At 59.0% G+C, this 12,587-nt stretch carries 13 protein-coding genes; 5 read left to right on the forward strand and 8 right to left on the reverse strand.

What is annotated here, in order from left to right:
* Positions 1-166: 166 nt before the first annotated feature.
* The 4 genes from carA to O2597_RS08380 form a co-directional block, all read right to left on the reverse strand.
* Positions 167-1,330: a glutamine-hydrolyzing carbamoyl-phosphate synthase small subunit gene (carA, locus tag O2597_RS08365; RefSeq protein ID WP_269523911.1), complete on the reverse strand. Its 1,164-nt coding sequence runs from the start codon at positions 1,328-1,330 to the stop codon at positions 167-169.
* Positions 1,331-1,425: 95 nt separating this feature from the next.
* The gene (gene trmB / locus O2597_RS08370) at positions 1,426-2,028 is read right to left on the reverse strand and encodes a tRNA (guanosine(46)-N7)-methyltransferase TrmB (protein ID WP_269523912.1); all 603 of its coding nucleotides are present in this window, start codon (positions 2,026-2,028) and stop codon (positions 1,426-1,428) included.
* A 33-nt stretch (positions 2,029-2,061) separates the two neighbouring features.
* Positions 2,062-3,363 carry a sensor histidine kinase gene (locus O2597_RS08375; protein ID WP_269523913.1) on the reverse strand — a complete coding sequence of 434 codons (1,302 nt, stop codon included), beginning with the start codon at positions 3,361-3,363 and terminating at the stop codon, positions 2,062-2,064.
* Positions 3,360-4,064: a response regulator gene (locus tag O2597_RS08380; protein ID WP_269523914.1), complete on the reverse strand. Its 705-nt coding sequence runs from the start codon at positions 4,062-4,064 to the stop codon at positions 3,360-3,362. Before O2597_RS08380 ends, O2597_RS08375 begins: the two co-directional genes overlap by 4 nt.
* 308 nt (positions 4,065-4,372) lie before the next feature.
* Here O2597_RS08380 and O2597_RS08385 point away from each other — a divergent pair, with 308 nt between their 5' ends.
* The 5 genes from O2597_RS08385 to O2597_RS08405 all read left to right on the forward strand — a co-directional run bounded on the left by O2597_RS08385 (position 4,373) and on the right by O2597_RS08405 (position 8,755).
* A complete protein-coding gene (locus tag O2597_RS08385) occupies positions 4,373-4,966 on the forward strand; it encodes a nucleotide exchange factor GrpE (protein ID WP_269523915.1) in 594 nt (197 codons plus the stop codon).
* Between the two features lie 5 nt (positions 4,967-4,971).
* Positions 4,972-6,117, forward strand: coding sequence for a molecular chaperone DnaJ (gene dnaJ / locus O2597_RS08390; protein WP_269523916.1), 1,146 nt, complete (start codon positions 4,972-4,974; stop codon positions 6,115-6,117).
* 60 nt (positions 6,118-6,177) lie between these two features.
* Positions 6,178-6,765, forward strand: a complete 588-nt coding sequence (gene purN / locus O2597_RS08395) for a phosphoribosylglycinamide formyltransferase (protein WP_269523917.1) — start codon at positions 6,178-6,180, stop codon at positions 6,763-6,765.
* A gap of 94 nt (positions 6,766-6,859) precedes the next feature.
* Entirely contained in the window at positions 6,860-7,756 is an 897-nt protein-coding gene (locus O2597_RS08400) for a 50S ribosomal protein L11 methyltransferase (RefSeq protein WP_269523918.1), read from the forward strand.
* A gap of 126 nt (positions 7,757-7,882) precedes the next feature.
* Entirely contained in the window at positions 7,883-8,755 is an 873-nt protein-coding gene (locus tag O2597_RS08405) for a helix-turn-helix domain-containing protein (RefSeq protein WP_269523919.1), read from the forward strand.
* 151 nt (positions 8,756-8,906) lie between these two features.
* Here O2597_RS08405 and O2597_RS08410 read toward each other — a convergent pair whose 3' ends face one another.
* Genes O2597_RS08410 through O2597_RS08425 form a run of 4 tightly spaced genes read right to left on the reverse strand, consistent with a single transcriptional unit; the run spans position 8,907 to position 12,505 of the window.
* On the reverse strand, positions 8,907-9,587 hold the full coding sequence (locus tag O2597_RS08410) for a hypothetical protein (RefSeq protein ID WP_269523920.1): 681 nt from the start codon (positions 9,585-9,587) through the stop codon (positions 8,907-8,909).
* A 25-nt stretch (positions 9,588-9,612) separates the two neighbouring features.
* Positions 9,613-10,647, reverse strand: coding sequence for a flotillin-like protein FloA (gene floA, locus O2597_RS08415; RefSeq protein WP_269523921.1), 1,035 nt, complete (start codon positions 10,645-10,647; stop codon positions 9,613-9,615).
* Positions 10,644-11,108 (reverse strand): NfeD family protein, encoded by a 465-nt coding sequence (locus tag O2597_RS08420; RefSeq protein ID WP_269523922.1) that lies wholly within the window; start codon positions 11,106-11,108, stop codon positions 10,644-10,646. The genes floA and O2597_RS08420 overlap by 4 nt, the downstream gene beginning before the upstream one ends.
* Positions 11,105-12,505, reverse strand: coding sequence for an NfeD family protein (locus tag O2597_RS08425; RefSeq protein ID WP_269523923.1), 1,401 nt, complete (start codon positions 12,503-12,505; stop codon positions 11,105-11,107). The genes O2597_RS08420 and O2597_RS08425 overlap by 4 nt, the downstream gene beginning before the upstream one ends.
* Positions 12,506-12,587: the final 82 nt, after the last annotated feature.

Genomic DNA, 12,587 nt, shown 5'->3' on the forward strand with positions numbered 1-12,587 from the left:
CGGGCTTCCGCACGGCCGCTTACAAGGCTGCGGACACGCGGAAGCGTGTCCCTCCAGGGATCGGCTTTTTTACGAAATGAATACTGGAATGCCACGACACGACACCTCACCGGGCACAAAAAACCCCGGCGGATGCCGGGGTTGAAAGTTTGGGGATTCGAACCGCTCAGGAGGCGTGCTGCCGAACCATGCGGTAGAACTCGGCAAAGAGGGGGTCGGCATCGTTCGGGCCGGGAGCCGCTTCAGGGTGGTATTGCACGGAAAAGACCGGACGGTCCTTGAGGCGAAGGCCCTCCACAGTGTTGTCGTTGAGATTGATCTCGGTCACTATCGCACCGGCCTTCTCCAGTTCCTCCTGGGTCGAAGCGAAACCATGGTTCTGGGAAGTGATGGACACTTTACCGGTCTCCAGGTTCTTGACCGGCTGATTTCCACCGCGGTGGCCGAACTTCAACTTGAAAGTCTTGGCGCCCAAAGCGTGGGTGATGATCTGGTGCCCGAGGCAGATGCCGAAGGTCGGATAATGCTCGATCAGCTGTTTGACCGTCTTGTGGGCGTAATCCACTGCCGCCGGGTCACCGGGGCCATTGGAAAGAAAGACTCCGTCGGGATTAAATTCGCGAATTTCCTCAGGCGTCGCAGTCGCGGGAAACACATGCACATCAAAACCATGGTACTGGAGCTTGCGGTAGATCGAGTACTTGGTACCGAAATCCATGGCAGCGACGCGGAAACGGGAAAGCTTCGCCTCTTCCTCACGCATGAGGTGAGTGCCTTCGACTGTAAAGGGAGCCGACTGGGTCTGCTCCGGATCCCAATGGTAGGGCTTCTTGGCACAGACCTCCTTGACATAGTCCACACCGACCAGGCCTTTGAATTCCTTTGCGAGCTTCACCGCTTCCTCGTCCGAGATATCCTCGGTACTGATGCAGGCGTTCATCGCGCCGGTCACGCGCAACTTCTTGGTAATGGCCCGAGTATCCACACCTTCCACCCCGGGAATGCCGGCCTCGGCCAAATAGTCCTGCACCGACTGACGGCTGCGCCAGTTACTGGTGACCGGGCTGATCTCACGGACGACGAAGCCTTTGACCTTCGGGCCATCCGATTCGACGTCTTCGGGATTGATCCCGTAGTTGCCGATCTGCACCGCAGTCATGGTGACAATTTGGGAAAAGTAAGAAGGGTCGGTAAGGATTTCCTGGTAACCAGTCATGCTGGTATTGAAACAGGCTTCCCCTACATTTGTGGCGACCGCACCAAAAGCGCGACCGCGGAAGACGGTGCCGTCCTCCAACGCGATAATTCCATTCCGAGTCGTCGAATCCATGTTAGCGGTGCAGCAAAGAGAGAATCCGGTCACATGCAATTAAAAACCGGGATTCCTCGATCGGGCCAAGCCGATTCATTCCAAGCGCGCCCCGGTCACCCGATCCGGCGGGCCACCACCGAGAAATATTCGTCCATAAGCCCTTGGAAATACGTCTCCATTTCATGCGGCCAATCCGCCTCCGGATCGATCTCCCAAAGCGGATGGACTTCCAGGTGCTCCAGGGTCCACTCATAATAGGGACGGTCATCCGAACGGAAGCAAAAGCGCCCGCCCGGTTCCGTACGGCGCGCCACTTCATCGAGAAAGTCAGGCTGCACCATACGGCGACGATGATGACGCGCCTTCGGCCAAGGGTCGGGAAACAGGAGCACCGTGAGGTCAAAACGGATGCGTTCCGGCAGCACCTCAAGGAACTCGCCCAGTTCCGCCTTGAAAAAATGGAGGTTTTCCAAGTCCCGCTTATTGCGCTTGTCGAGGGCCTTGCGGATGCGAAGCGAGATCAGGTCGACCCCCACGCAAACCTGTTCGGGATGGGCTTCCGCGTAACTGGTCAGCCAATGGCCGTGCCCACAGCCTGCTTCAAATAGAATACGATCCACCCCCTCCAGGGCGGCTTCGCACTCCGCCCGCAGGGTGGATTTACGGACGGCCTGTTTGGCCAGTTCACGCGCATGACTATCAGATATCGGCTCCATCACAGCCGTTATGGACGAGCTGCCGCGTAAAGGTCAAGTCACAGGCAGGGCATTTGTTTCAGTCGCATAAGGCAGGCTGAAGCAGATCCGTGTGCCCTTACCGGACTCGCTATGCGCTTCCACCCGCCCTTCGTGCAGAAGAATGATATGCTTGGTGATACTGAGCCCCAAGCCCGTACCGCCGCGGTCCCGGGAGCGCCCTTTATCCACGCGGTAAAAGCGCTCGAAAATGTGTGGTACATCCTTGGCCGGTATGCCCGGCCCGTCATCTTCGACCGCACAGTCCACCATGCCGTCGGCGGCATTGAGTTCGGCCCGCAGCACCAAATTGGTGAATTCCGGAGCGTAACGGAAGGCATTCTCAACCAGATTGTCCAAGACCTGGTTGATGCGGAAGCGGTCAAAGGCGAAATCGCCGATCCGCTCGTCGTAGGCCAACTCGATCTTCTGTCGGCCGGGTTCCAGACGCGAACGATAGCTCTCCTGAACATCCTCCAGCAAGGTACGCAGCGACTGGACCACCGGTTCCACCTGATCCGGCTTCGATTCCAGGCGCGAGAGTGTGAGCAGGTCCTCCACGAGCACATGGAGGCGATGCGCATTATTCAGGATTTTATCGAGGAAACGCGCCCGCGACTCCGGGGGCAGGGTCGCGTTGTCCTCCACCAAAGTCTCGGCAAAGCCCTTGATAATCGTCAGCGGGGTACGCAACTCATGCGAAACATTGGCCACGAAATCACGCCGAATCATTTCCAGCCGCTTCAACTGGGTGATATCGTGGAGGACAAGCAAGGTGACTTCCCCGCTGCCCGATTGTCCGGGCTGGACCATCGAGCAGGACGCCTCGAACCAGAACTTCTCCCCCTTGTGCTCAACCGAGATCTGGTGCAACTGGCGTGTCGTACGGTGCGCACTGAAGTTATCGAGAAACTCGAGCAGGCTGGTCGAACGCAGAACCGACTCCAACCGCATGCCCCGGATCCGGCGCCCCTGCTGGAAAAGCCGCTCAGCCGACTCGTTGGCATACTCGATAACATGGCGGTCATCAAAGATCAGCACCGCCTCCTGGATGGATCCGAGGGTGGCTTCGATCTGCTGGTTCGAGTCCTTGTCGACCTCCGTATGCGCGTTCAACTCGTCAACCAGCTCATTGACCTGCCGGACCAAACACTCCAGCCCCAGTTGTTGCAGCGCACGGCTGGAGTCCGGCAGCAGGTAGCGACGCCGACCCCGAACCGAATCCTCGAGCTCACGAACGAAACGTCGCGTCTTATAGATATAGAAAATGAGCGTGGCCACAGCCACGGCCAGCAAACTGCCCAGCAATAGAATCATGAAATATCGACCGCACGGTAGCCGACTCCACGAACAGTCTCAATCAAATGTGAATAGCGCCCCAACTTTTCACGGACCCGGCGCACATGGGTGTCGACCGTCCGGGTCTCGATATCCGTGTCATAGTTCCAGACATTGACCAGGAGGTTTTCGCGGGACTGGACCCGCCCCTTGCGCTCCATCAGCAACTTGAGCAGGCGAAATTCGGTTGCCGTGAGAACCACCGGCTCCTCATCGACGGTCAACTGGTGCAATTCCTCGTCGATCAGGACCCCGCCAATCTGGATGCGCGACTGGACCGGCGCCTGGGACTGTTTCGTCCCGCGGTTGAGGATCTTGCCGACCCGGAGGAGGAGTTCCTTGGTATTGAAAGGCTTGGACACATAGTCATCCGCGCCGGTCTCGAGCCCCTTCACCCGGTCTTCCGCTTCGCCGCGAGCGGTCAGGAAGATAATCGGGATCTCTTTCATCAGCGGATCGGAACGGGCGATGCGGCAGAGCTGCAGACCGTTCAATTCGGGCATCATGATGTCGAGGATCATGAGGTGAGGCTGGAAATCCCGCGCCACCCCGACAAAGGCCAGCGGATCGTTGAGCACCTCGCAGATATAGCCCTCCTGCTCCAGCTTGTACTTCAATAGTTCCGTGACATCCGGTTCGTCATCCACAACCAGGATACGATAGGATTTGTTCGTGCTCATAGGGTCGATAGTGATCATGAAACATTCGGGCGGGTGAATACAACCGTGATTCGTCCGGTTGCGTCACAAATCTTTGCCCCCTTCCGTTACAGCAGGTCAATGTGATTTAAGGTTTTCCAGGCAACCGGAGCCAGATTTAACACCAGCGCCACATAAACGAAACATGACCGACACAATCCGCAGATCGGCCGGTGAACACATTCAGATCGAGTGCGCCCTTGAATTCTGCGAATTTATCACCACACTTTCGCGCTCACTTTAAAAACTGTGTCGAAACGACGCAGTGCATGCATCCAGCAAGATTTCCCATGACAGACCAAAAGACCGAAGAAACGGAAACAACCGAAGACGTTGTCGAGAACACAACAGCGGAGGCTGCCGCCGTGGACACCGAAGCGGCCGCAGCGGAAGCCGAGCCTTCCGAGCTGGAGAAAGCGCAAGCCGAAGCCGCCGAGATGAAAACGCGCTACCTGCGCTCGGTTGCCGATTTGGAGAACTACCGCAAGCGCATCGCGCGGGAGAAGCAGGAGATCATCCGCAGCGCTGCGGCCAATGTGATCGAATCCCTCCTCCCCGTGCTCGATAACATGAAGCTCGGCCTGCAGGCCGCGGACAACCATCCCGAAGCAAAAGACGTGACGATCGGCTTCAAGATGGTCGACGACCAGTTGAAGAAGACCCTATCCGAGCAAGGGCTGGAGGAGCTCAAGCCGGACGGCGCGTCCTTCGATCCGAACCTGCACGAATGTATCGCACACCAGCCTTCGGCGGAGGTCGCGGAAGACTATGTCATCCAGACCGTACGCTCCGGCTACCGTCTCAACGAGCGACTCATCCGTGCCGCCAGCGTCATTGTATCCAGCGGACCGGCTGAAGACGCCGCAGCGCAAGACAGCGAATAAAGAACATGTCGAAACGCGATTACTACGAAATTCTAGGCGTCAACAAGGAGGCCTCGGCCGACGAACTGAAGAAGGCTTACCGCAAGATGGCGGTCAAGTACCACCCGGACAAGAATCCGGGAGACGCCGAAGCCGAAGCCAAGTTCAAGGAAGTCTCCGAGGCCTACGATATCCTCAAGGACGAGGAAAAGCGTGCCGCCTATGACCGCTTTGGCCACGCCGCCTTCCAGGGCGGCGGCATGGGCCGGGCCGGCGGCGCCGGTGCGGGCGGCTTCCACGACCCCTTCGATATCTTCCGCGAAGCCTTCGGTGGCGGCGGCGGCGGGATCTTCGAGGAATTCTTCGGAGGTGGGGGCGGACGCTCCAGCGGGGGCGCCCAGCACGGAGCCGACCTGCGCTATGACCTGGAAATCACCCTGGAAGAAGCGGCCAAGGGCACCGAGAAAGAAATTCGTTACCGTCGTCCGGTCGAGTGCAAGCAATGCCATGGTTCCGGGGCGGAACCGGGATCGAAAAAAGTCACCTGCCCGACCTGCGGCGGTGCCGGCCAAGTCACTTCGAACCGCGGCTTCATCAGCTTCCGGCAAGTCTGCCCGAGCTGTCAGGGCGCAGGGCAAACGATCGAAAAGCCCTGCACCAGCTGCCACGGCGAAGGCCGGGTGATGGACTCGAGCACAGTCAAGGTCCGCATCCCCGCCGGCGTCCACACCGGATCCAAGCTCCGCTCCGCCGGCAAAGGCGAAGCCGGACAAATGGGCGGTCAAGCCGGCGACCTTTACATCATCATCCATGTCAAGGAGCACGAACTCTTCGAACGCCATGATGACGACCTCTTCTGTGAAGTGCCGATCAAATTCACCCTGGCGGCGCTGGGGGGCTCGATCAACGTACCGACCCTCTTCGGCAAGGGCAACCTGAAGATCCCCACCGGCACCCAGACCGGGACCACCTTCCGCCTGCGCGGACAGGGCGTACCGCACCTGCGCGGGGGCGGCAACGGCGACATGCTGATTCGTGTGCAGGTGGAAGTGCCAACCAAGCTGAACAACGAACAAAAGGCGGCACTCGAATCCTTTGCGGACGCCTGCGGCGATGCCGGCAACCCGGTCAGCGAATCCTTCGTCGAGAAAGCCAAGAAGTTCTTCAAATAGGAGCCTCCAGCGAAGCAACGCGGACGCTCCCTTTCCACTCACCCACAGTCCTCCACATACATGGCCTATCCCATCGTCATCCTCGGTTCCGGTCGCGGGACCAATGCCGAAGCACTCTTGAAAGCGGAAGCCGCCAAACAGCTCGGCATGGCCAAGATTGCGGCGATCCTCAGCGACCACGAAGACGTCCGCATTCTGGAACTGGGCCAGAAGTACCAGGTTCCGGCGATTTACCTGGACCCTGGCCGCAAAGGGGCACGCCTGACCGAAGAAGCGGAAACCGCCTACATCGAGCGGATCGAGTCCTTCTCGCCCCAGCTCATCGTGCTGGCGGGTTTCATGCGCATCCTCAGTCCCCGATTCATCGAGGCATTCAAAGGCCGGATCATCAACCTCCACCCCAGCCTGCTGCCCAGCTTCAAAGGGGCCAAGGGTATCCAGCAGGCCTTTGACCATGGCGTGAAGATCACCGGTTGCACAGTGCACTGGGTCACCTCGGATCTCGACGGCGGACCGATCATCGACCAGAAGCCCGTGCGTATCGAAGCGAAGGATACCCTCGAGATCCTGGAGAAGAAGGTCCACATCGCGGAGCATCAACTCCTTCCCGATGTGGTCGCACGCCTGAGCAAAGGTGACTTGAAATAATGCCGCAGCCGAGGCTTTACGGCCCGGCCGCATGTACTAATTTAGCGGATCGGGGGATGCCCCCTCGCCTGCAACCGAACCACTTTCACCTACCGTGAGCACACAAATCGAACTCCGCGCGGAAATCTCCGAAGAACTGGCCGACCAGCTGGAAAGCTACTTTTACGAAACCGAGGCCATCGCCTGGGGGGTCATGCAAAAGGAAAAGCACGACCCCTATGAAGTCTTCGGCATCTTTCCTGACGAAGCCACCGCCGATGCCGCGCTGGCCGAACTCCGCGCGGACTTCCCCGGCCTGCCGGAAGACTTCGAGCTGAATGTCATCGAGGATGCCGACTGGCAAAATGCCTACAAGGAATTCGTCAAGCCGTGGAGCGACCGCCAACTGCACTGGATCCCGCTCTGGGAGCGCGAGACAATCACGCCGCCGGCAGGGTCCGCGACCGTGTATCTGGACGCCGGCATGGCGTTCGGCACCGGCAGCCATGAAACCACCCGCCTCTGTGCCCGCCGCCTCCTCGACTACCTGGAAACCCATCCGGATGCGCGCGAAAGCGCCGATGTGATCGATGCGGGCTGCGGCTCCGGCGTGCTGGCGTTTTCCGCCGCGGCACTAGGCTTCAAGAAAATCTTCGGTTTCGACTTCGACCCGGAAGCCATCGTGGTCTGCCACAGCAACGCCGGGGAAAATCCGCACATCCCCGCAATTGAGTTCGCGGTCGCCGACCTGGAAAAAGGACTGGCCGGCCGCCAGGCCGACTTCCTTATGGCCAACATCCAGACCGATGTCCTCATCCCGCATTCCGATCCGGTTGTCATGGGCGTCAAGTCCGGCGGCACTATGGCGCTCAGCGGCATCCTCACCAAGGAACTCGATCAGGTACGCAGTCACTACGAGGCACGCTTCGCCGCACTGCGACCCGAGGACAAGCTACACATCGACAGCCGCCAGGACGGAGAATGGGGCGACCTGCTCTTTGTCCTGAGCTGAGTCTACCGGGCAAAAAACTCCCCGGGATAGGCGGGGAATTCATGACACAGGAGCGCTTTCCTCCATCCATTGCTGCGCATTCATGCTTGCGGTGACATAGGAAGCTCCTCAAATATGACTGCATTCATGCAAACCATTGGGGAACGACTAGAAGAAGCGCGCAAACGGAAGGGTATATCGCTGCGTGAAGCAGCCGAAGCAACCAAGATCCGGAGTGATTTCCTCAGTAGCATTGAGCAGAACAAATTCGATTTCGAACTGCCGGAGATCTACAAGAATGGTTTCATCAAAAACTATGCGCGCTACCTTCGTCTCGACCCGGAAAAGGTCCTGACCGACTACCACGCACAGCAGCTGAGCCATACCCGTCTGGGCCGCAAAAACGGTGCCGAGCTCTTCGGGACCATGGACCTGAAAAAGTCACCGGCCGGAACCGCAGAGCCTGAAGCCGCCGGAGGCAACGGCGAGCGCAGCAGCACACCGGGCGCGAGTATGGGCCGCATCAGCTCGACTCCGTCACCGGCCAAAGTGGACGAAAACGACGAAGCGGAAGATCAAGCCGGCTCGGACGAAGAGAGCGACAAGATCTTTTACATCAAGGCCGGCCTCATCTTCGTCGGTACGCTCGCATTTGTCATTGTGGTCTTTGGCCTGATCAAAGCCATCCTGGGCGGCGGGGACGATGCCGTACCGGCCGACAACGGAACAGACAGTGCCATCACCTCAAGTGTCGATATACCGGTCGAGCCTCCCAGCCTGCCGGCGACAACCAGCAGCCTGAAGCTCATCGCCAACGGTACCGTGTATGTGATGGTCAAGCAGAAGCAGGACAATCAGGTCATCTACAAGGGCACACTCAGCTCCGGGGACGAAATCCCCCTGACCAAGACCGGCCCGGTCGATGTCATGTTCACCGCCGGTGAAAACCTGGTAATCGAACAGAATGGCGAGCGCATGCGCCCCGGCGCCTCCGGCACCGCCAAGATCACCTTGGATTAGGTCCCGCGGGGGATCCGAGATCCACGATGCGGGAAGCGCGGAGTCGGTCTGCGCTCAAGAATGCTGCAGGTGCATTCAGTTTGTCACCATGGGACACGCCACAATTTGACTTCAGGTTTCATCCTTCACCCTCCCTGAGGCCTCCGGCCTCTTAGCTCCCCAATCCAGGGACCTCGCTCCCACCCTTGCGCAAGCTGAGGGGACGCCCAAGGACTTCACCGTACAGGAAAGCGGCCCGGGCAGCCTGGGGATCGCTTAAATTCTCACGGATCGGGCCTGACAAAATACCGCGCCCCTCCGATCGGGCGGTGTGAGTGCGGGCCCCTCGCACCTTGACGCCAGCGGCATTGGCCTGCTTTTTCAAGGCGGCCGCCCGACGCTTGGTTTCCTCAATCCGTTCCAACTGCGCCTGCATGTTTTGCTCATAGGCGAAGGTGGGCGACACTGGATCCGGCCCCGCATGAGCAGGCTGGCCGTGCGGCGCTTCAACCGTTCCCCGGGCACGTTCGCGAACCGCTTTCTGGCGTTCGCGGAGTTCGCGCCGGTGTTCGATCTCTGCCCGGCGTTGACGTAATTCTTCCGCCCGGGGCGCCGCCTCCGTGGCAACCGGCGGGGTCTCAGCACCGGACGCCGCCTGACGCCGTTCCATGATCTTGCGTCGGATTTCCTCCTGGATCCTGCGCTGGCGTTCCAGCACGTCCGGATCAACGCCGCCACGGCCCCGACGCCGGGGATCTTCTTCGCCACCACTCGCCCGGTTCGACAGGAAGTTGATGAAGAAGTAGACCCCCGCGACGATCAGCGGGATGATGAACTCTAAGAGATTGTCCATACGAGGTGCCGGTCAGAGACGATGGCTATTTGTTTTCGCCTCCCTTGGAGATCGAATCACGCATGTCGGTATCCGCCTTGATATTGTTCAGGCGATAGTAATCCATGACGCCAAGATTACCGGAGCGGAACGCTTCGGCAAGGGCGAGCGGCACCTGGGCTTCGGCTTCAACCACCTTGGCGCTCATTTCCTCGACCTTGGCCTTCATTTCCTGCTCCAGCGCAACGGCTGCGGCACGACGCATTTCCGCCTTGGCCTGGGCCACGTTCTTATCGGCTTCAGCTTGGGACTCCTGCAATTTCGCACCGATATTCTCGCCCACATCCACGTCGGCGATGTCGATCGAAAGGATCTCGAAGGCAGTGCCCACATCCAGGCCGCGCTCCAGCACCACCTTGGAAATCTTGTCCGGCGACTCGAGCACGTCCTTGTAGGAATCCGCCGAACCAATCGTGGTCACGATACCTTCACCCACCCGGGCAATAATGGTTTCCTCCAGCGCGCTGCCCACATAATTATCGAGATTCGAACGCACGGTCACACGGGCTCGGGCTTTCACCTGGATGCCGTCCTTGGCCACACCGTCAATGCTGCGGCGTCCGGATTCAGGGTTCGGGCATTCGATCACTTTCGGGTTGATGGAGGTACGCACCGCTTCGAGCACGGACTTGCCGGTGCCCTTGGTTGCCAGGTCGATCGCACAGGCGCGCTGCCAATCGAGGCGGATGTTCGCCTTGTCCGCGGCAATGAGCGCCTGGACGGTTTGCACCACGTTACCTTCCGCCAGGTAGTGTGCTTCGAGTTCATCGGTGGACAGTAAAATGCCGGCTTTCACTGCGGTAATACGGGCATCCACAATGAGGGAAGCCGGCACCCCCCGCAGGCGCATGGCGATCAATGTGGGAAATCCGACCGTCGCACCGGCCAGCCAGGACTTCACAAATATCCCGATGTAGGCGACAAAGACGAAACCCAGGATCAGCAGACATAAACCGAGTATCGCAGCGACACCGATCTGCCAGCCAACCAAGGCAAGAGGAATGAGGGGGAGTGTATTCATAGTGGTTTGATGATGAGTTTAAAATTATCCTTGGCAACGACCTTCACCGTGGTACCGGCCTCGATATAACCGTCTTCGGAATAAGCCTCGTAGTGCCGGCCACCGATGGCGACCTTACCCGAAGGATTCAGCCGCGTCACCGTTTCGCCGGATTTCCCGACGATGCTATCGTCGGATTGTTCCACATTGGAGTGGCCGGTCACGGCACTCTTGAGGAAGAACTTCTGCCCGTAGCGTGTCTTGGCGAAAATCTTGAACTCGATCACAGTCAGGACCAGACAGGCAAAGATCGAGCCGACAAAAACAAGGACCGCCGGCACCAAGCCGTAGTCCAATCCTGCATACACGGTGGCGGCGATCACACAAACCGCGGCGATGAGCCCGAGAATGCCGCCCGGCAGCAAGACTTCGAAAAAGACCAACACGAGTGCGGCGAGGATCAGTCCGATGATCAAGCTCATTCGCTCACCTCCTCAACCACCAGTCCGAAATCGCCGCTTTGCACGACCCGAACCTTGGCACCCCGGTCAATTGCGCCCACCTGCGAGCGCGCTTCGTAACGCCGCCCTTTGAATTCGACCCGGCCGCCCGGATGCAGGGCCGTCACCGCCAGCCCGATCTCGCCCGCACGCGGCCAGACCGACTCGCGCAGTTCATGGACCGCCTCGCTGCTGCCCCCTGCGGCGGAGGTCAGCACGATGCTGCGTTCCAGAAAGGACCCCGGAAGAAAGCGCCAGATCAGGAGCGCACCGAAGACCGCGATGCCCATTCCGAGCACCAGGTTGACCAGGGGCTGGGCCAACATATCCCCATTGATCTCAAACCCCTGGTCCGGCCAGTAGTCAACCATCGCCCAGAGCAGTGAGCCGAAAATCATACAGATCCCGCTGATGCCGAACACCAGCGTACCGGGAAAAAAGAGGATCTCGATGAGCACGAGCAGGATGCCCAGGGCAAAAACGACGATGACCTCGTTGCCGGCCAAACCCGCGATGTAGTTACTGATAAAGAAGATTCCCAGCAAGAGGATACCGGCGATGCCGAAGATGCCGAAGCCGGGCGTCTTGAACTCAATAAAAAGCGCCAACATCCCGAGGCCGAGCAAGGCCGGCGCGAAGGTGTTCATCCACTTGGCGATGTCCTCGGAATAGCTGATATGAAAGTCACTGATCACATAGTTCCCCTCACCGAAGCGGGCATCCAACAGCTCATTCAGCGAGTCATAGATGCCCGCACCAAGCAGGGGCTGAGGCGGGTCGCCATATTCCTGCATCGCTTCCTTCGCGGTCAAGGTGAGCAACTCACCCTTGGGCTTGATCACTTCATCCCCGACCTTAAGTTCAAACTCGGCATCCAACATCGCACGAATGACATCGGAACGGTAGGGGTAGTCCTCCGTCATCACCCGGATGTTCGCCCGCAGGTAACTTTCAATCTTCTGACGCGCGGTTTCCGGCACATCCCCGCCCGTTCCCTGGATCACGGCGGAGGCCCCCATTTTCCCACGGGGTGAAAAGTAGATTTCCCGGGTTGCCGCAGCGATGAAGGAGCCCGCCGAAATGGCATCATCATTCACATAGGTCGCGGTGAGCCCGTCAAAACGGTTGAGCATCTCCATCATCTCAAGCGTATAATCCACACGTCCGCCCGGCGTATCCATATCAAGGATCACCATCTCGGCCTTGTTCGCAATCGCTTCCTTCAAGCCCCGGCGGAGGACGTACAGGTTCGGCTTGTTGATCGCGTCTGTAATGGGAATGACATACACCGCCGAGGGTCCGTCGATGACGGGTTCAGCGGGTACCGGCTCTTCGGCGATTGAGGGCTGGAGCCAGCCGAGGCATAACGTAGAAAACAAGAGTAGATGATGACGCAGTGTCATTGGCCTCCAGCATGCAGTTCACTTTTACCATGGCAAGCCAAGTCGGTTCAAATCGCTG

The sequence above is a fragment of the Coraliomargarita parva genome, assembly GCF_027257905.1.
Classification (GTDB): Bacteria; Verrucomicrobiota; Verrucomicrobiia; order Opitutales; family Coraliomargaritaceae; genus Coraliomargarita_A; species Coraliomargarita_A parva.